Annotated in this window: 20 protein-coding genes; 8 read left to right on the plus strand and 12 right to left on the minus strand. The window is 58.9% G+C overall.

The features are described 5' to 3' along the window. Window positions 1-457, plus strand: a 457-nt coding sequence (locus VGG64_24035) for a TrkA C-terminal domain-containing protein (GenBank protein ID HEY1602696.1), incomplete at its 5' end; no start/stop codon positions are given. Between the two features lie 33 nt (window positions 458-490). On the opposite strand, the gene VGG64_24040 is transcribed toward VGG64_24035, so the two are convergent. Beyond that, window positions 491-1,393, minus strand: a complete 903-nt coding sequence (locus tag VGG64_24040; GenBank protein ID HEY1602697.1) for a hypothetical protein — start codon at window positions 1,391-1,393, stop codon at window positions 491-493. 211 nt (window positions 1,394-1,604) lie between these two features. Beyond that, complete coding sequence (locus tag VGG64_24045; GenBank protein HEY1602698.1) at window positions 1,605-3,029, minus strand: AI-2E family transporter; 1,425 nt, start codon at window positions 3,027-3,029, stop codon at window positions 1,605-1,607. Window positions 3,030-3,291: 262 nt separating this feature from the next. Here VGG64_24045 and VGG64_24050 point away from each other — a divergent pair, with 262 nt between their 5' ends. The 3 genes from VGG64_24050 (at window position 3,292) to VGG64_24060 (ending at window position 6,984) form a co-directional block, all read left to right on the plus strand. After that, complete coding sequence (locus VGG64_24050) at window positions 3,292-4,263, plus strand: lysylphosphatidylglycerol synthase transmembrane domain-containing protein (GenBank protein HEY1602699.1); 972 nt, start codon at window positions 3,292-3,294, stop codon at window positions 4,261-4,263. Window positions 4,264-4,556: 293 nt separating this feature from the next. Next, window positions 4,557-5,549 (plus strand): glycosyltransferase family 2 protein, encoded by a 993-nt coding sequence (locus VGG64_24055; GenBank protein ID HEY1602700.1) that lies wholly within the window; start codon window positions 4,557-4,559, stop codon window positions 5,547-5,549. After that, complete coding sequence (locus tag VGG64_24060) at window positions 5,533-6,984, plus strand: hypothetical protein (GenBank protein ID HEY1602701.1); 1,452 nt, start codon at window positions 5,533-5,535, stop codon at window positions 6,982-6,984. Before VGG64_24055 ends, VGG64_24060 begins: the two co-directional genes overlap by 17 nt. 66 nt (window positions 6,985-7,050) lie before the next feature. On the opposite strand, the gene VGG64_24065 is transcribed toward VGG64_24060, so the two are convergent. From VGG64_24065 to VGG64_24090, 6 genes are all read right to left on the minus strand, one after another. Next, window positions 7,051-7,950 carry a glycosyltransferase family 2 protein gene (locus VGG64_24065; protein ID HEY1602702.1) on the minus strand — a complete coding sequence of 300 codons (900 nt, stop codon included), beginning with the start codon at window positions 7,948-7,950 and terminating at the stop codon, window positions 7,051-7,053. Between the two features lie 179 nt (window positions 7,951-8,129). After that, window positions 8,130-8,762 carry a hypothetical protein gene (locus VGG64_24070; protein ID HEY1602703.1) on the minus strand — a complete coding sequence of 211 codons (633 nt, stop codon included), beginning with the start codon at window positions 8,760-8,762 and terminating at the stop codon, window positions 8,130-8,132. Window positions 8,763-8,800: 38 nt separating this feature from the next. Continuing rightward, on the minus strand, window positions 8,801-13,381 hold the full coding sequence (locus VGG64_24075; GenBank protein ID HEY1602704.1) for a protein kinase: 4,581 nt from the start codon (window positions 13,379-13,381) through the stop codon (window positions 8,801-8,803). After that, a complete protein-coding gene (locus tag VGG64_24080) occupies window positions 13,378-13,977 on the minus strand; it encodes an ECF-type sigma factor (GenBank protein HEY1602705.1) in 600 nt (199 codons plus the stop codon). Before VGG64_24080 ends, VGG64_24075 begins: the two co-directional genes overlap by 4 nt. 890 nt (window positions 13,978-14,867) lie before the next feature. After that, on the minus strand, window positions 14,868-15,056 hold the full coding sequence (locus VGG64_24085; GenBank protein ID HEY1602706.1) for a hypothetical protein: 189 nt from the start codon (window positions 15,054-15,056) through the stop codon (window positions 14,868-14,870). 355 nt (window positions 15,057-15,411) lie between these two features. Beyond that, window positions 15,412-16,017, minus strand: a complete 606-nt coding sequence (locus tag VGG64_24090) for a hypothetical protein (GenBank protein HEY1602707.1) — start codon at window positions 16,015-16,017, stop codon at window positions 15,412-15,414. A 970-nt stretch (window positions 16,018-16,987) separates the two neighbouring features. Between VGG64_24090 and VGG64_24095 the strand changes: the two genes are divergently transcribed. Continuing rightward, a complete protein-coding gene (locus tag VGG64_24095; GenBank protein ID HEY1602708.1) occupies window positions 16,988-18,274 on the plus strand; it encodes a PQQ-binding-like beta-propeller repeat protein in 1,287 nt (428 codons plus the stop codon). Window positions 18,275-18,523: 249 nt separating this feature from the next. Then, the gene (locus VGG64_24100; GenBank protein HEY1602709.1) at window positions 18,524-18,742 is read left to right on the plus strand and encodes a hypothetical protein; all 219 of its coding nucleotides are present in this window, start codon (window positions 18,524-18,526) and stop codon (window positions 18,740-18,742) included. A 546-nt stretch (window positions 18,743-19,288) separates the two neighbouring features. On the opposite strand, the gene VGG64_24105 is transcribed toward VGG64_24100, so the two are convergent. Both VGG64_24105 and VGG64_24110 read right to left on the minus strand, forming a co-directional pair. Then, window positions 19,289-19,642 (minus strand): hypothetical protein, encoded by a 354-nt coding sequence (locus tag VGG64_24105; protein ID HEY1602710.1) that lies wholly within the window; start codon window positions 19,640-19,642, stop codon window positions 19,289-19,291. 342 nt (window positions 19,643-19,984) lie between these two features. After that, window positions 19,985-20,245 carry a hypothetical protein gene (locus VGG64_24110; GenBank protein HEY1602711.1) on the minus strand — a complete coding sequence of 87 codons (261 nt, stop codon included), beginning with the start codon at window positions 20,243-20,245 and terminating at the stop codon, window positions 19,985-19,987. Between the two features lie 468 nt (window positions 20,246-20,713). On the opposite strand from VGG64_24110, the gene VGG64_24115 reads away from it, so the two are divergent. Both VGG64_24115 and VGG64_24120 read left to right on the plus strand, forming a co-directional pair. After that, a complete protein-coding gene (locus tag VGG64_24115; GenBank protein ID HEY1602712.1) occupies window positions 20,714-20,911 on the plus strand; it encodes a hypothetical protein in 198 nt (65 codons plus the stop codon). A 616-nt stretch (window positions 20,912-21,527) separates the two neighbouring features. Beyond that, window positions 21,528-21,665 (plus strand): hypothetical protein, encoded by a 138-nt coding sequence (locus tag VGG64_24120; GenBank protein HEY1602713.1) that lies wholly within the window; start codon window positions 21,528-21,530, stop codon window positions 21,663-21,665. A 189-nt stretch (window positions 21,666-21,854) separates the two neighbouring features. Here the strand turns inward: VGG64_24120 and VGG64_24125 are convergent, their stop codons facing one another. Together VGG64_24125 and VGG64_24130 are read right to left on the minus strand one after the other, a co-directional pair. Beyond that, window positions 21,855-22,538, minus strand: a complete 684-nt coding sequence (locus VGG64_24125; GenBank protein ID HEY1602714.1) for a PEP-CTERM sorting domain-containing protein — start codon at window positions 22,536-22,538, stop codon at window positions 21,855-21,857. 198 nt (window positions 22,539-22,736) lie between these two features. Next, the gene (locus VGG64_24130; GenBank protein HEY1602715.1) at window positions 22,737-23,936 is read right to left on the minus strand and encodes a dockerin type I domain-containing protein; all 1,200 of its coding nucleotides are present in this window, start codon (window positions 23,934-23,936) and stop codon (window positions 22,737-22,739) included. Window positions 23,937-24,314: the final 378 nt, after the last annotated feature.

A 24,314-nucleotide genomic window follows, 5' to 3' on the forward strand; every position in this document is an offset into this window, starting at 1 on the left:
GATCACTCAGCCATTTCTTCCTCGTTTCGAAGGCGCCTTGGTGCTGTTCGTCCTGCTGGGATTGTTGGCGCTGCGATTTTGGCGCGGCGCCACCAACTTTCAGGGACATACCCGCGCCGTCGCGCAGGCCATTGCCGAGGCGCTCAGGCACGAGGCACAGAGCGCACAAACTGCTGCCGTCGATGATCATGTCGCCGAGGGAAATCCGATTTTGGTCGGGCTTGGCTCCCCGGTCTCGGTGGAGCTGGCCCCCCATTGCGCCGCGATCGGACGAACATTGGCCGAGGTCAATCTACGCGGTGTCACGGGTGCTACCGTGTTGGCGATTCGCCGGGGAGAGACTGTTGTGCCAGTCCCCTCGGGCAACGAACGATTGCTCGCCGGAGATATCCTGGCCGTTGCTGGTCAAGAGAAGGCGATCGAAGCCGCGCGCGAACTTCTGAAAAGCAGCGGCTAAAGACTTCTCCTGCGTTCCTCATTGCAGCGCCTACTACCCGCTGTGCAATTGCGCAGCAAGCGCACGATATCGGCTGCGCAGTTCCAGCGTATTCCACCCCAGATACAAATTGGCTCCCAGAGAACCAAAAAGCACGATTACCGTTCCGAGTAGCGGCAGCCACGGCTTGCTCTCAGGCGGAGCGGGCGGGTCAGACTTGTCTGCACCGCTAGTCCCCCTGGGCGGGATGCTTGGCGCGGCGGCGGCCGCAGTACCCGATGCGGCCATATCGTGCGAAGCGTTGGGATCGTGCTTATCTTCGGCAGGCGGAGCCGGCACCTTGACGGGCAACGCTGTCCCTGCGGAATCGGAGTTTGTTTTTGACTCGTGGCCGATCGACGGTCGCGCCCCCGAGAACGCAAAGCCTTTCTTGGCGCGCTCGACATTACTTACAGCGCCAGCCTCATCCCCAGCGGCATTGGCGGTGCCGGCATGCGCTGCCGCAGGGCTTTCCATGTAACCTGCCATTCGCGGTGTCATTGCCGGTGGGCTGGGATCCGGCTCTAGCACCGGTGGCGGAGTAACCTCGGCAGTAGATCGCGCGTCGGCGCCCGTTGGCGGGGAGGCGATCGTTCCAGGCCCCGGAAGCGTAGAAGCGACAGTCCCCTTCGGGCCTGCGGTCGGAGAAGCAGCGGGCGATTCGTCGATCGCCGCGGGCGTAAAAGGGGCGGGTTCTCCCTCGTGCGGAATTTTGGCGTTGCCGACCGTGATTTTGTAACTGCGCATCCCTCGCAGATTTGCCGGCAACTCGCTACCGATCGCCTGCCCGTCTTTGAGCATATCGAGCATTTGTGGCTCGATCTGAATGATGTATTCGAAGCCGCCATCCGGCCGGGGTTGCCACCCAATGTCGATAGACACGACGGTTGCCGCCACCAATGCCAAAACACCATTCATCGCCAGGCTCCTTGCGCGGTTCAAACGGCCGCCAGAGATGGACTTCGGACGGCAGGCTGAAATCTTCTGGTTCGCATGCGCCTACGAAAACGCGCAAAGAACACCCTCTAAGATTACCCCGCAGACCAACTTTCGGCCAGGAAGACGGTCAATCACCCGCGTAACGGCCTGATGGACGGTCCGTGTCTGTTGAAGTATACGGTCGGTCTCGTTAGGTCGTGGGCAATCCTGGTCTATCCAGGTGCGGCTGCGCCGGATCGTCTAGCGCCATCAACTCAGTGTGCAGCATGTGCAGTAGCGCTTGCAGGAATGCCATACCCATCGGGCCCACGAAGATGCCAATCGGGCCCAATGCCTTGATGCCTCCTAAGATGCTCAATAAGGCCAACAAGGGGTGCAACTTCGACTGCCCGTGCAGCACCATAGGCTTGATGATGTTGTCGATCATCGAGACCACCAAGGCGCCGTAGATAGCCAGTGCCACCGCGGCCGTGGTTCGTTGATCGTAAAACAACAGCCACACACTACATGCTCCCCAAACTGCCGCGGCGCCGACGAACGGTATCATGGCCAGTAACATCGTCACGACCGTCAGCAGGAACACGCTTTCGAAGCCGGCAAAAAAGTAGCCGATGCTGGCCAGCAGCCCTTGCGCGAACGCCGATAGGAGCGTGGCCAGTACGACGGCGCGGCTGATCGTAGAGAATTCGTTCAGCAGCTGTTCTTCGTAGCGGTCATCCAGCGGCGAAAGGTGCATTAGCGCGCGGATCATCGCTGGACCATCGGCTAGAAAATAATAGAGCGAAAGGATCATCACGCCGACCCCCACGATCAGGCCACCGGTCCCCAGCGCTAGCGGCGTGGCCATTTGCCGCAGTTCGCCTAAGAGGGCGAGGATCTGGTCGTCACTGGGATTCAATTGGCGGCGCAGCCACGCCACCGTCTGCGAACCGAGCAATGAATCACGGAACGTGCCGAAGGCCGACATCACGCCGGGCACGGCAGAGGTAAACTCCGGCGCGCCTGGAGAGGGCTGTTCCAACGCTTTGGTCTGTTTGTCGAGCGCTTGCCAGGATGTGGCGATGTGCTCTCTGGCTTCGACCGTAAAGCTACGGTCGTCATTCTGCGGATCGCTCAAGGCCAATTGATCGTAAATAACCTGCTCTTCGTGGCGCAACTTTTCGACCATCGGCGACAGCCGCTCGGCTGTCCCGTCCTGCTGTCGGCTCCAGAATTCGATTTGTTCCAGATCATCCGACATTTCCTTGAGCGTGTCTTGCACCTGTTGCGCCGGCATTTCCAAGTGGAACTCGCGCCGCAATTCGCTCAGACGCTCGCGCACAATCTCGGGCTTAAGTTCGGTCGCCAGCGAGAACGCCTCGACCGCGGCACGCGTCAGGATTAACAAAGTCGGGATCAGCACGATCAACAGGATCGCAGCCGTGGTCAGGCCGGCCGCTACCCGATCGTGCCCGGCCGAGCGCGCGATAAACCACTTGTGCAGTGGGCGAAAGATCACGGTCAGCACCAGCGCCAGAAACATCGGCAACAGAAAGCTGGACATCACCATGAACGACAGTGCCCCGACCAAAACCACCATGGTCACGAGCACGATAAACGACACGATACGCGACATGCCGAGGCCTCCTTGCGCACTACGAAAGCGAATCGAGTGGCCGCATTGTACAAGATTGTGGGCCATCGGCAGTAGATGGCACCAACAAGCACCGGCCATCACGGCCGATTCGACGGGCTCAAGAGGCACCGGACCGGCGAAATGCAGTTTTTTCAAGCGCAAAACAATTGTCGCGCCGCGTTTGCCTTGTTCGGTTTCGGCGGGCGAGGCACAATGGCGACCGCGCTGGCGTTTGCGGCATCGACAGTTTTCAGGAGACGTGATGACAACCGGCCGAAGCCGTGCCAAACGAGCCGCCGTTGCCGCGGTCAAGCTCGCGCTGGTCACGGCCGTACTATGGGGCATGCACCGCACGATTCAAGCGGCCCTCGCCGACCTGGAGGGGCACCATTGGAACGTTCGTTCGCTGCGGCCGGGTTGGTTGATCGTGTCGGGCGTCGCGTATCTGGCTGGGCTATTCCCCTCGACCTTGTTTTGGCATCGGTTGCTGCGTCTCTTTGGTCAGCCGGCCCCACTGGCTCGGACGATACGCTCCTGGTATGTCGGCAGCTTGGGCAAGTACGTTCCTGGCAAAGCGACGGTCATCGTCTTGCGGACGGCGCTGTTACGCCGTGATGGAGTGGGCATCGCGGTATCGACCGCCACGATCTTTTACGAGACGTTGACGACGATGGCCGCCGGCGCTTTCGTCGCCGGAGCAATCTTGCTCATTACCGCACGCGATAAGTGGCAACTCGTAGTCTTCTCGATTGCACTGATGGTATTGGCCGGGGCTCCGACGATCCCGGTCGTCTTCAAGCGGCTGGCACGCCTGGCGGGCATCGAGCGCGCGGCACCCGACGCCATCAACAAGCTCGACCATCTCGGCTGGCGCGCGCTGGGGCAAGCGTGGTTCGGGATAGCCGGTGGATGGTGCCTGGTGGGAGTTAGCGTTTGGGCTGCGCTTTGCGCGAGCGCCGGCGAGGAGTCGCATGCCGTGCCGTACGAAGTTGCCCTCTCGATCGCGGCCGGAGCACTGTCGGTTGTGGCAGGTTTCGTTTCATTTATTCCTGGCGGCCTGGTAGTTCGCGATGCCGTGATGCTGGAATTATTGGCGCCGGCGGTCGGCACGGGCCCGGCCTTGGTCTGTGCGCTCGTGGCACGGCTCGTTTGGCTACTGTCGGAAGTCCTGATTTCGATTATTCTATATCCTGTGGGCCGAACCTCCGGAACGCGGCAGGGCGATAGGTCCTAGACTTGGGTCATGACCGTATGGTTTCGAGTTTGCGGATTGCCTGTCCACACCCTCGCGAGAGTGCAGAATTCACAGCAATATTTGATTTGCCGACGCGGTGGTAACCGTTAAAAGATAGTGATTTTATGGCACTCCTGGGCGAGCCAGCAGTGGCGCCCGCGTAGCGAGACGCTTGGTACTGGGGCATGACACATTACCAGACCATTGCAACCATCAGGCAAAGGCATTAGACCCGCACGAACTCGTTCCTACCTCACTTGCCACCCGCCAGACATTCAACCGAGCCTGTCAGCATGCTGTCTACCGTTATTCCGGTATTGAACGAGGTCGACAGCCTCGCGGCATTGCACCAGGAACTGGCCGAAGTTGCGACGGCCGAACAGATCGATATCGAGATCATCTTCATTGACGATGGTTCGACCGACGGTTCCTGGGAGGTAATTGCAAGACTGGCTGCGGCCGATCCGCGCGTGCGCGGCATCCGCTTTCGACGCAATTTTGGCAAGGCCGCGGCGCTGAGCGCTGGCTTTCACGCCTCACGCGGGGACCGCATCGTCACGCTCGATGCCGACTTGCAAGACGATCCGCACGAGATTCCGCGTTTCCTCAATCATATGGACCTGGGTTTCGATGTCGTCAGCGGCTGGAAACAAACCCGGCACGACCCCTGGCACAAGGTGCTGCCCTCGCGGGTTTTCAATTGGATGGTCAGTGCTATGACCGGTGTCAGTCTGCACGACCACAATTGCGGCATGAAGTCATATCGCCGCGAGATTTTCGACGAGGTCCGACTTTACGGAGAGCTGCATCGCTTTGTGCCGGTGCTGGCCCACGCTCGCGGGTTCAAAGTCAGTGAACTGGTCATTCAGCATCGGCCGCGCCGATTCGGGCAGTCGAAGTATGGTGTGCAACGTATCGTGAAGGGATTTCTCGATCTGCTGACCGTGAAATTTCTGACCGGATTCGGCCAACGCCCACAACATCTGTTGGGCACGCTGGGTCTGTTCTGTTTCCTGGTTGGGGGCTTGGGGCTGACCTATCTTTCGATCTATTGGCTGCGGACACAGATGTATCCTGAGTTGGGGCTGCCACCGCTGCACGAGCGACCCGCCACGCTCTATTCGCTCGGCGCGCTATTACTTGGCGGGCAGCTGATGTCGATCGGGTTTCTGGCCGAATTGATCACCGCTTATCAGGGACGCGACACAGACACCTACTCGATCGCCGAAGAAACCCCATCGCGCGAGCAACCGGCCGGAAAGAGTTTGCATGAACGCTCCGCCTGACAATGACTCGTCCCAGCTGCGGTGGGGCATCTATTGGTTGCTAATCGCCATAGCCACTGGCGGCATCCTGGGGCGGATCCTGGCGGTGGATTCTCTCGACTACATTCGGCTTGAGCAGCGCCTTAAGAGCGAAGGTCGCAGAGATTGGCAAAAGCAGCGCCCTTTTCTCAGCGCCAATGACCGTAGTCGTTGGGCCACGGTGCGTGCTTTGGTTGAGCAGGGCACCTATGCGATCGACGACATCGTATCCCAACCGAATTGGGACACGATCGACATGGTGAAGCACGACGATCAGGGGCGCGCCGCGCCCGCTCCCGACGAAGGGCACCTGTATTCCAGCAAGCCGCCGTTATTTCCCACGCTGATGGCGGGGGAGTATTGGCTGATCGTGAAGCTCACCGGCTGGACGCTGGCTACCCACCCATTTGCCATCGGCCGCTTCATGATCGTGACGATCAACCTGCTGCCGCTGGTGATCTATTTCATTCTGTGGGGTCGGATGGCCGATCGCTTGGGAACCACCGATTGGGGGCGCATCTTCACAATGGCCTGCGCCACGTTTGGCACCTTTCTTTCCACGTTTGCCGTCACGATCAATAATCATCTGCCGGCCGCGGTGACCGCGCTCGCGACCGTGCTCATGTGCGTGCGGATCACGATCGACGGTGAGCGTCGGTTGTGGTATTTGGCGCTGGCTGGCTTTCTGGCCGCCTTCACCGTCACCCACGAGTTGCCGGCGCTATCGCTGTTCGCCGCCGTGACGGCGCTGGTGGCGTGGCATGCACCGCGCCGGACGATATTCGCGTTCGTGCCCGCTGCGTTGATTGTGGTGGCCGCGTCGTTTGGCACCAACTACGTGGCGCATCACACCTGGACCATGCCCTATGCGCACCGCGACCAGGACGATCCGACGGACAACTGGTACGCCTTCGAATATATGAAGGATGGCAAGGTGCGCGAGAGCTATTGGACCCATCGCGAAGCCCGCAGCCCGATCGACCAGGGCGAGGAATCCATGGGCCGCTATGCCCTGCATGTGCTCGTTGGACACCATGGAATTTTCTCACTTTCGCCGATCTGGCTCTTGACCATTCCTGGCTTAGTTGCCCTGTGCTTCAGCGCCGAGCGCGGTTGGCGGCAATGGGGCCTATTAATCGCGGCGGTGTCGATCGTGTGCGTGGCGTTTTACATCTACCAACCGCTCGATAACCGCAACTACGGTGGCATGACGAGCGGCTTCCGCTGGGCCTTCTGGATGGCGCCGCTGTGGCTCATGGCGGCGCAGCCCGTCGCCGACTGGGCGGGGCAGCGCCGGTGGTCGCAAATTTTGGCTGCAACATTGTTGGGTCTTTCCGTCATGTCTGTGGCCTATCCGACCTGGAATCCATGGACCCAACCATGGTTATGGGATGCGCTCGAAACCTTCCCCATGTAACGCCGAATGCGGTCGCTCGCGCTCGACAACGCGCAACACACGGAACCGTTATCGAGGGCAGCGTGGTTATATGCCGGCTGGCGGCGCCGTGTGTGATAGGTCGGTCCAGAATTGCCGATCGGTGCGCTTCTTCGAGGCCTGGAACTCCTGATGCTCGGCCAGCACCTCGGCGCTTTCGACGATGTGGCGTGCTTCTTCGCTTAGATGGGGTGCGAAGACCTTCGGCAGCCAGTATCGGAACCACGTGGAGTCGTCGAAACAGACCCTGGCGATAATGGCGTGGTTGCGCCACACGCCATCCCACGTCGTCTCATAGGGGAATGACCTTTGAAATCGATGCCGCGCGAGCGGACCCGCAAAGTGCAGAATGCGGATTCCCTTGAAGAAGGATTTCACGACCAGCGAGGCTTCCGACGCGCCCCAGCCGCCGAGGGATCTGCTCCAGGCGATCTCAGGGTACAACGACCTGGGCATAAGATAGGGCGGAGCCCGCAGGGCACTCACAGGCGAAATCCCTGGTAACTGGAACCACTGCCGCCAGCGAGCGGAGAAATATCCGTTTGTCGGGCAAAGCTGAAAGTTGGCACCGTGCAACCGCCAGCCGACGAGACCGTATCCCTTGATATCGGGCGAAACGATGGCACGCTGCTCGATCGCTACTTCGGCGCAACGATCGAGACAGCCGCGGCCCAGGCGGTGGTGCCCATCGAGATAGCACAACACATCGCCCGTTGCTGCGCGAGATCCCTCGTCGCGAGAATATGCCACACCGATACGCTGCTCGTGTCGGATAACGCGGATCAAGTCTGTAGCCACCGCCAGACAGGACCCATCGACGGAGCCGTCGTCGACGACAATCACTTCGCACAGTCCTCTGGTATTTTCAACCAGCGAATTCAGCGTACGACGCAGTTCCTCGCCTTCGTTGTGGGCCGTGACAATAGCGGAGATGCTCGGGATCGTCACGTCAAAGGCACCTGCTCACCATCAGCGTGTGCCTGCCTTAGCTGGCTAACGGAGGAAGAAATAAATCGCTGCGCCACCCAGCGCGATGATCGCAATTAGCAGCGCCCACGTGCGCCGGTCAGATAAGAAAGAATAGCTACCGGGGGTCGTATTGGGGCCAGGCATAATAAGACTTTCGATTACAGATTTTGAATGGTCCAACAGTACAATTCGGACGGCCACGGGCAACTCTTTGCGGGTAGGGCAGTTGAGGCGCTCAGATTCTTGGCTGCGCGGGCCTTAGTATAAGCCTTACCAATAACCTTGGCGTGAGGCGTGTCGTCAAGATCCGCCGGAGGCCCACCGGAAGGCTGGTCGAGATCTATCTCGTTGACGATATCGAGCGAAATGGCTGTGATTGGAGCGTGAGTTGAAATGTAGTCTTTCATGAACTGACAGACCTTCACGAGGTCATTATAAATGGCGTCGGTATCGACGCCGGCGGCGGTGCTGTCGACTCCCAATGACAGACAATACGCTGGCGGACCCGCGTTGCTGACCAGACGTATAAAAAAGAATGCGGCCATATCAACGGCGACAGGTGGGCTCGTTGGGACCTCCGGCGACACGGTTCGCCGGAAGAGTTTCAACCCCGAGACGGTTTCCGTTTTGCTCGGGTGCCGATCTCCCATTTTCGCTGTGACACGGCTAACATTCAGATGCCGATATCGCTTCGGAAAGCTGCCTTGCAGCAGTGTTAATGACGCCGACAAATAGCGCGGGTTAGCGATGGTGACTTCGTCCCAGTTATTGGGCAGCGTCGGAGACGCCATCATAGCATCCTTCGTATTGTGGATTGTTTACGACGTTGTTAGTCCACACTTTTGGAAAGAATCGTATGAGCGATGCGAAAACCAATTGAGTACTGCAAATCTCCTGACAAGGCCGGCCGACGGTTGGCCGCGCGAAGCGTGCGAGCTTTCGCGCCATAGTCGTTACCGCGTAGCGCGTAGCGTGCAAGGGGAGAGTATCCTGCAGATGTCGGGAGCCGGACAGGGTGAGTGACGAAACTGTCATAGCACCATTCGCTGATGTTGCCCAAGACGTCGAATAGCCCCGCGCTGTTCGGTAATCCGAAAGCGACTCGCCAAGTCTGGCCGCTGGAATCGTTAATGTAACACGAGTATTGCGAAAGTAAATTAGGATCATAACCGTAAAATCGCGGTGTAACTGTTCCGGCACGGCAAGCGATTTCCCATTCTGCCTCGATGGGAAGGCGATAACCTGCGCGTGCATGAAAATCGGGGTACGGCATCCTTTTCAACTCTTCAACGGGAGGAATCGCCATCGCGTCCTGCGGCACCCCTTCCCGCTCGCTGAGCAAGCGGCAGAACTCAACCGCGTTGAGCCAGGGGACGGCGTTTGCCGGACTGCCGCGCTCAGGGGCAAACTGGTTGAAGGGCTCCTTGTACGTCGGACAAACGTCAATGTACTGGGCTTGAGTTATCTCGGTGGCGGAAATTGCAAACGACCAGTCCATATTGCAGGTCCAGGCCGACTCGTCCGAACCGTCCCTATCAGATTCGCTTGAGAGCGAGCCCAGTTGGACCGAGCCGGGTCGCTCGAAAATGATCATCGTGATGCGGTTCTTTGTCACGTACCACCGGTACAAATCTCGCATTCCAACTTCCGCCAGGTCGGCGACCGCCTGGTTGAGCTTAGCTTCGTGTCCCAGCCGTCGTAGCGACCACTCGGCAGCACTATGGACACCCGAGTCGACGTCGTCGCGATAGACGCGCAGCAGCGACTCTACCAGCCCTGCCTGCTGCTCAGTTCCAGGCCGCGCCTTCGGTGTGCTTCCCAACACGAGAATGATTGCCTGCCGAACGCCCGCATCCTCTTCGTGGCCAAGCCGCTGCACGAATTGGTCCGGAGCGGAAAGAAAATGACGAAGATAATCGATGAGGAAGCTGCGTACGCGCGGGTCCGGGGAATGCCGCAGAGAGGGCCAGAGCATCTGTTCCTGGCCCAAATCCCTCAACAACAAAATTGCGTTCGCCTGCCGCCGCGCATGCCGATCTTTCTCTTCTTCCGAGGCATCCGCGGGAATCACCGTTTGAGCCTCTTGGATTAAATGGGGTTGGGAAATGTCGGCATGCCTCTCGAGGGCTCTGGCAAAGATGTCGAATTGCTTGGGAGTCGATTGCAAGGCGAGCTCAACGAGCTCCGGAGTTTCGTTGGCGACGTACTGAACGAGAATGTTGGCGGCGAGCAAGCGATCTGCCTCTCGGTTCGCGGCGCCCCCAAAGGTTTGACGCAACGGCCCCGTCAACCACGTTCGCACCGGCATCAATGCGTCGACCCAGGCATTGAAATGCCCGGGATTTTCCGTGACATCGCGCAAGAGTAGAGATTCAGCCGCAGCGGCTATCGTCTGCCATTGGTCCGCGCGCGCGGCCGGATCGAGACGGGCCAGCGCCGCGATTGCGTGCAATCGTCGCGTCGGAGGCAGACGATCGTCCTTCGCCACGGACCACAATTGCGTCTCTGCCTGGGGAAGTTGGTCGTAACGAAGCAGCAGGTCAGCAATCGCCACCGCCATCGGCGGGTCGGCATCCAGCAAGCGCTCGAGCAATTCGTCAGTGTTAGATTCTCCGACGGCAAGTAGGCCTAGCAGTATCCGCACGCGTTGACCTGGGTCATTCGGGTGCGACTCCAGCCTTGCCGCCAGGCGGGGCCTGGTCCATCGTCGATGTTCGCTGAGCCGAGCGGCAGCCTGGGGTACGTCGCGGCTTTCGCTCGTCACCAAAGCTTGCAATAGACCGTCGGCCTGGACGCCCTCGAACCGATCGTAGACAAAGAGCCCGACCAGGCTGGCCGCGCCTGCCACGAGCACGATCCGCAAGGCGTGATGACGCGTGGCATGGTGCATCATCGTCCGCTCGGCACTGCGCCAGCGGCGCGATTGCGTAAGCATCAGCATGCTCAGCCATTCCCACCAGGAAGGGAGCTGCCGCGTTTCCTGCCGCGCCGAGTAGGCGTCGGCGTAGTCGGCAAGTCGTAACTCTGCGCGCCCGCGCAGAGTACGCCGACGCATATGGTGCAGCCAGCCGCGGATGGCGGTCACCAGAAAATCGTGAGTAAGTTGGTACACGCGCGGCGACGTGTGATCGTGCGAAGTCGTGTCGTCGGCAGGCACGAGGACCGGTTCGGCGTCGGAGGGGGTTATCAGGCGCAGCTCCTGATCCAGACAGCGCAGCAGTGCGGCAAATTCTTCCGGCCGTCCTTCGTATCCTGATACGGCCTGCAATTCGGATTCGGCCACCAGATGTCCGCGAATATCGTTGCCCGGCGGGGGGAGCAATCTTTCCAATACCTGCCGTGCAGGCTTTTGATGCAGGCGATACATGGGGGGCGCCGAACGGCCGTCGAACGCTTCCTCTAGAAACGCCGCCCCCAGCCCCTGCGCCCCGCCAACATTTTCTAGCGTGGCCGGCGACCACGGCTTCGACTTGATCATCTCGGCGAAAATGCACAGTCGGACGGGAACGATCCAGCCATCCTCGGTCAGCTCGTCGACCGCCCGCTCCAGAAATCGTCTCTGCGGCCCCGGCTGCCGCCAGGATTTGGCATCGAGCCGCGCGTAGGCCACGCCGAATGCCGCTAGTACCTTGATCGCGTGCGTGCGGTCGAAAAGATCGACCGCACAGGTGTTGAAACCTTCAACGAGTGGCACATCGAGCTCTTGAAAGAATCGCGTCGCCGGCATCCAGAAATCGTCGCGCACCAAGATCAGCGATTGAACGCGGGCGCCATCACATTGGCGTAGCATTTCCACCAGCTGCGCGGCGCCGTCACGGCGCCAGCCGTGCAACCATTGCTCGAACTGGTCAAAGATCAACACCAGCTTCTCGCCCTCGGCCAGCCACGGTCCTTCGCGCAGTTCGTGCAGCATCTCGGGCAGCGTAAGATCGGCGGACATTTCGGGAAAGCGTCGGCGCAGCTCGCGAATTAGCACCAGTTCCGTTTCGTCGCGCGCGCCCTCGACCACAATGGCCTTCACCGTGCGCGGCAGCCGCGGCAGGATGCCGGCGCGGACCAGCGATGACTTGCCGCAACCACTCGGACCGTAAAGGAGACCAACTCGAAATGTCTCGTGGGCATCAACCTCTTGCAAATGACGTTGCCAGAACAACACCGCGGACGGCGTGCCGTAACGGTCGCGGGGGCCAGGGACGAGATCAAGGAAAAAATCTCTGTCATTACCATCGAAGCACCGCAGCCCTTTGGGTACGATTATCGCAGTCGAATCTTCCGCGTCTGCCGTAGCGACATCGCTCTCGTTTTTGCCGCTTAGAAAGGCGGCCAGATCATCGGCCAGATTGGCGGCCGATGCGTATCGTTCGCTGATCCGTTTTGCCATGCACCGCTGAATGATACGTGCCAGTTCTGGCGGTACCTGGGGCGCGATGTCGCGCACGGGCGCCGCTTCGGTATGGCAGATTGCCGACAGCAACTCCTGTGAAGTTCGACCTGTAAATGGCAACGCACCCGCCAGGATCCGGTACAGGATCACCCCTACGGCCCACAGATCCGTTCGCGCGTCCAGTCGATGCGTCTCGCCGGCAGCCTGTTCGGGCGCCATGTAGGCAAGGGTGCCAGCTAACTCCTGCGTGTGCGGAAGAGCGGCGAAGCTCACGGCCAGTCCGAAATCTGTCACATGGGGGCGCATCTCTCGATCGAGCAAGATATTGGCTGGTTTGAGATCGCGATGTATTAGCCCCTGTTGGTGTGCGTGTTGCAGGGCCTGCACGACTTCCAGCATTACGCGGGCGACATCGCGTGGCGACATCTGTTCACTGCGCAAAACCTCTTCCAACGACTGGCCATCGACATATTCGAGCACCAGAAACTCGTCGCCGTCGGCATCGCTTTGAATGGCGTGGACCGCGACGACGCCCGCATGCCTTAGCTGGGCGGCCGACCGGGCCTCGGCGAGCAGGCCGCCGTGCCGACTGCGAGGTTTCAACGGGTCACGGCGAAACAGCTTGAGGGCGACGTTGCGCATGAGCCTGGTGTCCCAACCCTGAAATACGACGCCGAAACCTCCTCGTCCCAGCAAGCGTTGGATCGAGTATTCGGCAATGTGGGCAGGGACAAAGTATTCGTAGTACAGGAATTTGACCAAGGGGCCAGATTGAGGGAATCGCTCGCGGTAATATTCCAACGTCAACGCTTCGCCCGTTTGCGCTCGGTAGTCCATTTCCAGCGCCAGCAACTCGCGTAATAGCCGTTCGCGCAGACCGGGATCCACGCTGGCGAGCAGTTCTTCGATGCTCGGCGCGGTGCTATGTCCCAACGTGCGTTCAAAACGAGTACAAACGTCGTCTACGTGCCGCAACACGCCGAGCGACTCGTTTGATTGCAAACTGGTGCTGTCGTCGCGGCTCATGTGTTGATCTCGGCCGACCAGATTTTGCGAATAATGTGCAGCTTCCGTTCGACGCCGCGGAGGCTTAGCTTTTCCTGCTGTGAGATTTCGGTATTCGTGAGCCCGTGGACCTTTGCCACGGCAATCCGCCGCAGTCCGTCATCAAGCAACCCTAGCAAGCGGCGGCATTGTTCGGCCGTGGCGACGGCAAAGTCAGGAGTTGGATCAGGCGATGCCGGCTGCCAGGGGGACTCAGAATGGTCCTCATCGTGGTGGTCCATCGTCGAGAACGAGGCCAGGTTCGCCGTTCGTTTCTCCGCAGACATACGGCGCCGCTGATCAATAGCGGTTTGATCCGTCACCAGCAGCAGCACCTGCCACAGGTCGAAGCGATCGTCCAGTTGAGGAAATCGGCCTTCCTTGGCGTATCGCAGGAACTTCTCGAATGCCACGATGACGGCATCGTCGCTATCGGCCACTTGTTGGGGACTGCCGACAAGACGTAAGCGTGCAATTTGCACCAACCGCGACAGATACCGCTCGAAAATGCGCTGGGCGGCGAGCGATTCGCCCGCCTTCACCTGTGCAATCCACCTTGTTACCGAATGCGATTCCACTTGCGTTACCCCCCAGCAGAGTGATGCGGCGGCCTACATCGTAGTCGGCGCATTGCCAGTACGCCAATCCGACGACAGCTTCACCGCGGGAAGACGCCCGCAGGGCGCCAGGTATCCCTGATTCCTGCGGGGCACGATCCGAGAGAAAGCTGTCGGCCCGACGCGAAAAGCTGCTTCGAATCGACCGACGGGCGCACCTTGCAAAATCCTTTGGCGGGGTCAGCCCGCGGTTTGCGTGTAAGTGATTATGGGGCCAGTGTCGGTCGGGGCAGACGACCCCCGGACGGGAGCCCGGTGCGAATTTTGGAGAAATCGCGATGTCCAAGGCGGATGGACCGACGACGGTTTCGGGGCTTGGTAGGCAATTAGCAATTTGCTTAGAGATTGCAGACGAGCACGCAGGGCTCCCGTCCGCTTTGAAAATGGTGGACCAATGTCTTCAGGTACTGGATGCGCAAGCGGCAACGACGACCGACTTCGACGCGTGGCGTAGTCGTTTGTGCAACGCACGACGGTATGTGCTGCGGCATGAAGCCGGGGCCGCCCGTTTCGAGCTTCGAATGCTGTTGCAACGCGTCGCCCCGGTAGCGCATTTGACTACGGTGGACTAGAGCATTCCGATTCGACGGCGAAACTCTTCTATGTCGACTTGCACGTGCCAAATCCTAGTAGGCCAAGTGACGTCACGGCGTGGCGGCCTTGCCGCGGGCACAGTCCAACAGTTGCTGCTCACAGAAGGCGACCGGCTGGCCTGGCGACTATTTGAATCTTCATGCAACCGACCGACGGTACCCTTGGCGATTTGGATACCGGAAAGGCCTGAATCGGCGCTCGAAGACGCATTCTTGATGATCGCCTATCACATCGTCCGAGATCGCCAGTGTCACGATCTACTTGACCCCCACCTGCCAGAAGGCGGAGCCGGGGTTGAGATGGGCGTCGATCTTCCCGCCCAGGCGATCAAAGAAGCTCGCCGGGCGAGCCAGCGGTGTGATTTCCGATGCGATGGGCAGATAAAGTTGATTATCTGCCCATTTCTCGGTTCGGTAACGTCGGCTCAGCTTACCTGTGCACGGCATTACAGTTTCGATTGCGAGGTCTTGCGCCCGACTTTCTGTCGTGGCCGAGGGTCTTCCATGTCAGGCATCGCCGCCTCATCGCAATTCGGTTTGACCGCGCGTAGCAGCACGCAGGATTATCCCAGAACAAATCCAGCCTACTATGGCCCTCTTTGAAAGATGGCCGTCTTCCAGCCTAAAACTGCATTTACGCGGACCCACGCGCGATCTAGCCGCAGTATAAAGCATTCGTTAACGTCAGTTTCTCAGACGTTTGAAGTCTACTGCGACAATCGATTGATAAATGATGCCGTTGCCACGGCGATTTTATCGACCGATGGTTTGGCTCTGCCTACTCTACGTGCTGCCTGGTAACTCACTTCTCTTTAATGTTCCACCAGGTAAGAATCGTCGTGGTGGACGGATCTGTCCATGGGTATATAACGTCGATGGTGCCTTTGGCCCCTTTCGATTCGAGCATTGGCGGAGACGTAGCTTTGATGAAATCGTTGTAGGCCGTTTCAAGGTTAGTGCCAGGCCGGTGGAACAAAGGCCTTGGTTTCGTGTGCATGATTTCGAGGTTAGCTTTGTCTCCTCCTACCGCGGTATTGCGACGCATCATGTTGCACACGTTTGATAGGGCCTGCTTCAGCTCATTTACATCTAAGGTCCCATCTGCACCGACTGACAAACAATACGCGGGATCTTCGTTTTTCGAACCTTTGGGTCGATGAACTTGCCGGAGGAAGAAGAATGCACTTGCCAGGGGAGTCGATAAGTGAACCGGATCTGACGTATCAGCGTACGAGTACACATATAATCCAAGAAGTTTAGACGCAGTCACCGTGGGCTGTTGCATCTTGGGTTTGAGGAGGTTGACTTTGAGAGGATCGTACTCATCCAGTGTTGATTTCAGCAGTCCCAGCGCGGCGGCAAGATAGATGTCCTGAGTAGCGTTGAGTAGCGTCCAATCATTCGCCATGATCGTGGGGAACTCCGTAGGAATCGTTGGTCGAGTTAAGGGGGCGTCTGCTGAGTAAGTCTTGCCGGATCGTCAACCAGTCCTGATGTGGGGCTGTGTGTGCATGGCAGATGTTACCGGACCGCCTAACGCAAGCGTGCAATCAAGATATACCAAGCTGCTGTGCCGACCCTGAATGCTCTACAGTTGCCGAAAAGGCCGTGAGATGTCACTCGCAGGTCATCTCCGGTGGCACTTGTGTTACCAAGACGTATATCCTTGATCGGAATGTCTGTTTCGAAACGGTCCTGAAGGCTGAGCCAAGTGCATTCTGCAGCCGACGACCCCACAGGTGTATCTCTTGGTTTCACCCACTGCATAGCGGGACGTCCAAGTGTGCATCGTTTGCGCCGACGCTCGTCACGCGACCAACCGCTCGCCGTCGGGTTAGAACTGCCGCTTGATAACGTCGTTCGTTTGTTCGCAAGTTGGTAGGCTCTCTATTTCCTGACCCACGTCGATTTGCGAAATGCTCTCAGCCGCGATGACTTGATTGCGCGCTTGTCCGTCCCCGGCAAAGTACGCGGGCCGACGCCAATCTCGGACAGCCAGTTTGCGGGCGACCGTAGCGCCGAATTGAACAATAGTGAGGACGCGTCCGGCCTTTCTGCGGAGGCCGCGTTCGGCCGTTGCCTAGGGTAAGGGCTTCTGATCGGTCGCCGCTGGGTGGCCAACAAGTTGCCTGATCCCGTACAATAGTCATTATTGGTACGTCGTTCGCCTTTGGACACCCGCTCACGAGCCTCCCGCCATCCCACCGTAAGAGCCTGCAAGGCGACCGTCAGCACTACTGCACTTTATCTGGTGGGCCGCTTGGCAGCACATATTCTACAGGCCAGAGCTAGGAATGTTCAATCAATAAGAGATATACACGGGCTGCGCTTTGTGGGACGGCAGGCGCGCACTTATTAACTAAGTTGGGAGGCTTTTGATGTTTCCTCGAGTGATGCGAACTGCGGCGGCGTGCGCTTTAATGGTTGGCCTGGTGGAAAGTGGGCGAGGAGGATCGCCGACAACTGGCTGGCCTACTTTTCGTGGCTCGCAGCGTACGGCCGCGTCACCCGACACGGGGTTACTAACGGCCTGGCCCGATGGCGGTCCAAGGTTGATCTGGCAGACAGCCGGTGCTGGGCGCGGTTATTCGAGCTTGGCGATCGCCGACGGCCGGATTTACACATTGGGCGACGCCCCTTCCACGGCCAGTGACGAACACGAATACCTGGTGTGCTTCGATCAGGCCGATGGCAAGCAGTTGTGGAAGACCAAAACGGGTCCGGCATGGAATGAGGGCAAACCCACCTGGCAAAGCTCGCGCAGCACGCCGACGGTCGACGGCGATCGCGTCTATGTCGTCACGCCTCACGGTGCTCTGGTCTGCTGCAGCACCGATGGGCAGGAGCTTTGGCGCAAAGATTTGGCCAAGGAATTTCAAGGCAAGAAGGCCGACGGCTGGGGCTACAGCGAGTCTGTGCTGGTCGACGGCGATAGGCTCGTATGCACGCCAGGTGGACCAGCCAATACGATGGTGGCGCTGGATAAAGTGACCGGCCAGACACGCTGGACAACGTCGCGTCCAGAGGATCGCGGAGCCGGGCACTCATCGATTGTCGTTGCCCACGTCGGTGCGACACGCGTTTACGTGCAAGCGACCGGCAGCGGAGCCATGGGCGTCCGCGCCGATGATGGCAAGCTGCTCTGGACGTTCGACATCGAACAAACCACGGCTGTTATTCCCACACCCATCGTTCGCGATGACCTGGTCTTTTTTGTCGCCGGTTACGGCCGCGGGGGCGCTCTCTTAAAGCAAGTGCCCGGTGCCGAGGGCGAGATTACGGTGGAAGAGATCTACCCACTGAAGAAAGAGTTAGGAAACAAACACGGCGGGGTCGTCCTGGTGGGGGATTACCTGTACGGCGATTCGGAAGATCGTGGCATTCCTTACTGCGCCGAGTTGCTGACGGGTGATGTAAAATGGAGGTCGCGAGGCGCCGGGCATGACTCGGCTTCGCTAGCAGCGGCTGACGGCAATTTGTACATCCACTACGCCGATGGCACGATGACTCTAGTGAAGGCCTCGCCCGATGCGTTTGAGGAGGTGGGCCATTTTGAAGTGCCAGGCAGCGGCGAACGCCCGAGCTGGTCGCACCCAGTCGTCCTTGACGGCAAGCTGTACGTCCGCGAAGGGGACGTGATCGTGTGCTACGACGTACGCCAGTAGAGCGACGATTTATCGTTTCCAAGTAGGCTCGTCCATGGGCGACGCAGCCGGACTGTGGTCCTGGCCCGCGCCAATCCAGGAAGCTGACGATTGCGCGCTCTGTCTGGTCGCGACGACTTGATCGTGCTTACCTTGCGCGAGGCCGCCGCGCGGCCCACGTTACCTTTCGCCTGACGGCCCCATCTTTTCATTGCCTTGTCGGTCTGGCGCGCGATTTGCTATTCGTCACTCCACGGAAAGGACACGGACATGGCAAATCGCATCGGGCAATACTACGGCGGCCTGGACGACATCGAGCGAGCCAGCGCCACACTCGGCTTTTGCGTGGCGATGGTGCGAATTCAGTCGAATGCCACGCATCTCAAGAACTGGGAAATCGACTCGCTATCCCAGCTGCAATGCGAGGCGGTCAGGATTTTCCGTGAACGACAGATTCCCTTGCCGTGGGAGGGAAGACCACTGTGTTGATCGCGTAAATGCCAACGTGGCGGAACGCAGACCATACGACGCCCGCCTTTGGCTAGAAGCGCGCCATGCATAAATGATTATTTGCGCGTTGCGCGTAGCGCGCCGCGTCAAGCCGCCAGGGCCAAACGACCAGCCCCGTTTAGCCCCTGGCGGTTTTTTTGTATGCGCTAGCAGGGTTCGCTGTCTTTTCTCACGGATTCCTCAGCCGGTCGCAACCGGTCGGGACTGTCGGACGCGATTCCCAAAAGGTCTCGAGCTAAATTGTCAGGGGCACAGTCCTATTGGCGTATACATATGCGCTACGGGGTTTTCATTAGCGACCTCGCGGCACCCGGGCCGCTAGGTGCTTGCCTCACCTAGCGGCCCATTTTTTGTGTCCCTGCTGATTGGGGCGATTGCTTCGTCCCGGGCGTAGGACGGCGGGCGGTCGTCGCGGCTGCACAGAAGCAAAAGATGGATAGGCCTGCTGCAGGGTTCCGGCCACCGATCAAGAGACCCGCCAACGGCGTGCTGGACGACTCAATGCGCCGGTTCGAGGGCCCGTCCCTATTCGAGGGGCCGTCGAACGATTGCTTCTGGAAATAATGCCTTGGCCCTTTCGTCGTCGCTCGGCGTCGAATCGCAGGGCAGTGCTATCTCGTCGAACGCATGATCTCCGAGCCATCTTCTCCAGAAGGGAATCTTGGCGTGCCCGGCCGGCGCCGGATCTACAAATACTTGCTCGTCTCCACAGGCAAGCTGGCGCCGTTCGATCCATTGCAAGAACTGTCGCCGTTGCCGGATGTGCTGTACTTGCCAGCCCAACCCAATGGCGAACACGGTCATCGCCAACCACGAGGCCGCCAACCAGAAAACCCACCGCGGGCGGCGAGCGCACGGAGGTCCTCCGATTTTCGACATGCTGGTCTCCCTAACAAGACAGCAGGATCTACGAGTCGCGAAAATACGATGGGGTTAATGAGGTTACATGCTTGCCCAGAAAAATGCGAGTAGGCGATGGATCAAGGTGGTCCAATTTGTCGAGTACGTAGCGGTGGAGGGACTGACGACATAATCGCAGAGAGAAAACCAGGTGCCAACGAAGCTGCCGAAAAAGTAATCGACGATCGTCGCGCAAAGCATCCCGCCAGGTGCGGCAGCAACTTGGCGACCCGGTATGCCGCCCCTCTGGCAGACAGCCCACATCAAGATTCACAGTCGCACATGTTAACCGCTGCGGTCGGCAAAAAAGCCGCCCGAGGATCAGGGGCCACGTGGGATCGCCGATTCCGCTTGCTGACCATTGCAATGAATGCGGCGATGATGGTCCTGCAGGATGGCCCGGGCCTGAGCCATCGCCTCGTCGACTGTGTTGCCATGCATCGTCGAACGATCTTGCAAGGGGCAGTTTAAACAAGTCCAGGAAGCAAAATACCAGCCGAACTCGGCACAGAGGGTAATGTGATAAACCAGTCCGTCGAGAACGATTGCCTGTTGAACCACGCCATCATCCGATGAAATCACTCTGCGTCCCCTGACAAAATGTTGGACCTTCTCACGGCCGATCGTGGGCATATACGCGAACTAGACCACGGCGGATTTCTCGACAGTCTGAACCGCTCCATGCAGAAGACTTTGCTCAGATAGGTAGGGCTAGCCGCGCCGCCGCGCTGTGGAACAAAAAAGGGGAGAAAGCAAATTGAAATAATCTGCCGTTACAGCTAGCGCACTGCTGGGTAAGCTGCCAAAATCGCACGCGCGTTGCAGTCAGGCGATTCGGCCCTGGAGCATGTCAGCGAGTATTCGCCCACGTGCGAATGACCCTACTACATTGTTGACATGGGAATGGTACGTTTGGCAAAGTTGCTAGACCGGGGCCGAAACGCCGCAGAATTCAGCTCGTCCGCATATGGGGGATTTCGCGCGTTGTCACAAGTGCCGAAGGTAACGCCGCCAGTGCAGCGTACAACGCTTCGGGATTCGCTTCTCAGCATGGATCGACTCGATCACTACGTCAGCAGAATGCCGCCATCGCGCAAGACCTTACAGGCTCGGGCGCGCGACGTGTTCGAGTTTTGCGAGATCATTATTCGCATCCATCAGCGGGCCGGTGATCTTGGCGTGCGACAACCCGACGGACTACGTGATCTGATGCTTTGGGCCCACGATACCTTGCAGCGTCCTGCCTGATCGCGAATTTACCTCGTGGTTGGAAGTCGCCCAATCAGCCCCTGTGCGCCGCACAGAACAACGGGGCATTCCACGATGCATCAAAGCGTCGATTGTCTGTCAGGCCGCCCACCGCAGCGGTAAACAGACTGCGTGTGGCCGTAGGCGATTATCCTCGCGGCACGGCCATCGCGCAGGTGCGAACGACCAAGGCGTTTGTTTCTCTTTTCGCAATCTGACGACAGGCAGATCACCGTAGGTTCATATCAGAAATATTTCGTTTCGATAGAGAGGTATTCGCTTCTTACTGTAACGGTAACAGCCTGGAAGGGGACTGCCTCGGGGCCGCCGGTTCGCGAGCTTGCCCACGTGTGCGGGCCGGCGGTCCAGGGCTTTTGCCGCTGGGACGGAAGAGGGTGCTCTCTGAACATGCCGTGGCGGTGCAAATCGGAGCTAGCCAGGGGCGATGCTTGAACAACTTGCCTGCCGAAAGGAGCGGGTCGAGATGTTGCCGCGCAAATCAAGCATACGCTGCCCCGAGTGCGGAAATCCGGCGTGCACGCTCGTCGCCTGTCTTCCGGCCTACGAGCTCCCTGCACAGAGTGGGATGGATACGCAAGCATCCAAACTCGCATCAATGAAACTCGAATACCGCTGCTCGAACGCACAATGCCAGCTCACGTTTATCGACGTCATCCACGACGTTGCGGCCGAGGAACTGGTGGTGGGGGCGCCTCTGCGGCGTCGTAGCCTGAAGCGTTTCGAAGCCCCTTGATTGCGAGTTTTCTCGTCACTCAGTCTGTCACGAAAATCGATCAAGGAACGTGGGCATCCTGGAAGTCGGCGTACGTTAAGTCATCGTATGCTTGCAGGCGACCGATCGCCTCAGAGAGCCTACGAATCAAACGTGGGCCTTCTAGAAGGACGCCCAGCCGCTGACCAGCAGGCAGCATTTCGCGCGGAATTATTTGCGACGGCGCGCGATGGCGAGCAATCCCAGCACGGCCATTGCCGCCAACACGAATGTGCTTGGTTCCGGAGTTCCAATCGGCGCATAGGTCTGCGGGCCAGGATTCGTGGTCGTGCTATCGATAAGAGACGCCGTGTTGAAGTGAAACGTCGTCGCATTGGTGTGGATGATCAAGACATCGCTACTTTCACTTTGCAGAATGACTCCCGAACCTAACGGAGCCGGCGCAAAGGAAATCCCCACGGTGCTGTCGGTCGGACGATCGAAGTAAGCCGGGGCCAAAGTTCCGGTGCCAGCCACGAAGACGACGTCTGTCAAATAGCCGCTAAAGCTACCTACGGTCATTCTCGCGATGTCGTCGAGCGGCTGGGGCGAGGTATTCAGAATCTGATATACGAACGTCATGTCGGTCAAGCCGAACGGATTCGTTGGATCGTTAGTAAATACCTCGCTGGTGAGAACTCCCGAGAACGTGGACGTTGAGAAGGTCTTTACTAGGGGACCAGCGACCAGGCCGCCGCCAACATTCGGTCCTGCCGGGGCTGGGAACAGCACGCTGCCGGTCGTCAGCAGCGCCGCCGAAGAGGAAGTAATCGATGTGAAGCACAGTGCAGCGACAAGAAGCACACAGCTTACAGAGCGCGGAATACAGAGCGCGAGGGTGGATCGGCTTTTCATGATTTTCACTGGCTGCCGTGCTTGAGTAGCGTTACTCGCGAAAAAACAAACTGCCGTTATGGGGCGATTCACCCCGTCAAGAACAACTAGTTCTAATGGGGTAGGGTAATGACCCCCGATGGCGAAGTCAAGAAGATTCTATTTGCCGATTTCGAGACAACCGGGGGGGTATATGGACCAACCCCGGTCGCGTCGTGATCAAGCCGCCTGGCGTCGCGCACGCCGACGAAGCAGCCACCATCCACAAGTGCCCACGCCAAAGATCAATCCGGTGCTTGGTTCCGGCGCGGGTGCTAACGTGGCAGCCGAGTTGGCGGATACCTCCGGCAGGGCAGCCGAGGAATGCAGCCAATTGCTGGCCAGCATGTTGACATCGAGACCATTAACGATGCCATCGCCATTAGCATCCCCGGAGACCAGGCTCCCGTGGTGCGCCCAATTGGATGCGATTGCATTGATATCGAGACCATTAACAACTCCGTCAAAATTGACATCGCCGGGCACTAGGTTGGCGACGGCCTTGAACATGAACGTCAACTGCATGTTGACATTCAAGGCACCTTGGCGCACTTGCATGGTCTCCTGGACGGGCAGCGATAAAACGTATTGATAGGAAGTGGCTCCCGTGCCACGCGTGATCGTGGCATTAGCGCCTGCTGTGCCGCCGCCGGCGCCAGAAGTACCTGGGGCAAAATACGTACTGTACAGCTGGGGTCCAGATGCCAGCGACGGGTTGACCTGCAGATCGTTCCCATCGTAGCAGATGGCTAGCTGCGTCGATCCGGTGATCCCCGCGGCCGAAGCATTGAACGTGCCATTTGTAACGGGGATGGCCGCGTTATTCGTCGTGATATTGCCCACGGTGTTCGAGATGGCCACGCGGCCACCGTCACCACCGTTCGCGCCGGCGGGCGTCGTGTGCAGCGTACAGGCCGCATTTGCCGGAGCCGCACCAGCGGCGCCCGGCAACCATGATCCATTGTTCGTGAGGACCGTGATCAGCTGGTTCGCCGACGATGAAGATACCTTGAACGATGACAGGAAGTTGCTTCCAGAAGTCTGGAACGTCCCGTTTGCCGATGACGTGAGAGAATTCGCAAAGCCGGCGGCTAACGTCGTGCCCGGATCGGTCTGCTGAACGACGTTGTAGCTTTCGAGATAGGTGGGATTTCCTTGCGGATCGAGCACGGGATTACCGCTGGCATCGACCTGAACTGTACCTACGTTTCCCGAGAGCGAGACGTTGGTGCCCGATTGCAGAATCCAACCTACATCCGCCTGGGCAGCGCTTACCAACAGCGCAAGGGCCGTCCCCCAGGACAAGGTAAGCGTCAGGATGTATGCACGTTTATTCAACATCATGTCGGTCGTCGTGCAGAGACAACTGTTCGCTCTCATCGAACTCAATCCCAACTTCGCGGACGCGAGGAGTTCGCGTGCGCCACGAATATGGGCCGTCTCTTACTGTACTTACGCCTCGTAAAGGGACTTCCTGACACTGGGTGTGGGGGGAATATTTGGAACTAGGCAAGGACCACTCGACAGCTGCCGTATCTGCTACTCTACGCGTCGCCGTTGGCCGGCGAATTACCGTGTCGCAAAGTGTTTATTAGAAGCAATTTAAGGAAATTACAGCTTTCCGTCAGCGCCGATGGCAGTCGACAGGGCGGCACCCGCTGGACGAGGTCTTGAGGGCTGCCAATTAAACCCCCAAACGTCGAGTTTCGGGGGGTATTCTAAGGATGCTGCACCCGCCACGCACCAACCCGTGGTCAG

It is taken from the genome of Pirellulales bacterium (genome assembly GCA_036490175.1).
In the GTDB taxonomy this organism is placed as follows: domain Bacteria; phylum Planctomycetota; class Planctomycetia; order Pirellulales; family JACPPG01; genus JACPPG01.

Excerpts from the sequence above, each read along its gene's own strand:
- VGG64_24040 (HEY1602697.1), bottom strand. The coding sequence starts at position 1,393 with ATGAATGGTGTTTTGGCATTGGTGGCGGCAACCGTCGTGTCTATCGAC.
- VGG64_24045 (HEY1602698.1), bottom strand. The coding sequence starts at position 3,029 with ATGTCGCGTATCGTGTCGTTTATCGTGCTCGTGACCATGGTGGTTTTG.
- VGG64_24050 (HEY1602699.1), top strand. The coding sequence starts at position 3,292 with ATGACAACCGGCCGAAGCCGTGCCAAACGAGCCGCCGTTGCCGCGGTC.
- VGG64_24055 (HEY1602700.1), top strand. The coding sequence starts at position 4,557 with ATGCTGTCTACCGTTATTCCGGTATTGAACGAGGTCGACAGCCTCGCG.
- VGG64_24060 (HEY1602701.1), top strand. The coding sequence starts at position 5,533 with ATGAACGCTCCGCCTGACAATGACTCGTCCCAGCTGCGGTGGGGCATC.
- VGG64_24070 (HEY1602703.1), bottom strand. The coding sequence starts at position 8,762 with ATGGCGTCTCCGACGCTGCCCAATAACTGGGACGAAGTCACCATCGCT.
- VGG64_24075 (HEY1602704.1), bottom strand. The coding sequence starts at position 13,381 with ATGAGCCGCGACGACAGCACCAGTTTGCAATCAAACGAGTCGCTCGGC.
- VGG64_24085 (HEY1602706.1), bottom strand. The coding sequence starts at position 15,056 with ATGCCGTGCACAGGTAAGCTGAGCCGACGTTACCGAACCGAGAAATGG.
- VGG64_24090 (HEY1602707.1), bottom strand. The coding sequence starts at position 16,017 with ATGGCGAATGATTGGACGCTACTCAACGCTACTCAGGACATCTATCTT.
- VGG64_24095 (HEY1602708.1), top strand. The coding sequence starts at position 16,988 with ATGTTTCCTCGAGTGATGCGAACTGCGGCGGCGTGCGCTTTAATGGTT.
- VGG64_24100 (HEY1602709.1), top strand. The coding sequence starts at position 18,524 with ATGGCAAATCGCATCGGGCAATACTACGGCGGCCTGGACGACATCGAG.
- VGG64_24105 (HEY1602710.1), bottom strand. The coding sequence starts at position 19,642 with ATGTCGAAAATCGGAGGACCTCCGTGCGCTCGCCGCCCGCGGTGGGTT.
- VGG64_24115 (HEY1602712.1), top strand. The coding sequence starts at position 20,714 with ATGGATCGACTCGATCACTACGTCAGCAGAATGCCGCCATCGCGCAAG.
- VGG64_24120 (HEY1602713.1), top strand. The coding sequence starts at position 21,528 with ATGAAACTCGAATACCGCTGCTCGAACGCACAATGCCAGCTCACGTTT.
- VGG64_24125 (HEY1602714.1), bottom strand. The coding sequence starts at position 22,538 with ATGAAAAGCCGATCCACCCTCGCGCTCTGTATTCCGCGCTCTGTAAGC.
- VGG64_24130 (HEY1602715.1), bottom strand. The coding sequence starts at position 23,936 with ATGAGAGCGAACAGTTGTCTCTGCACGACGACCGACATGATGTTGAAT.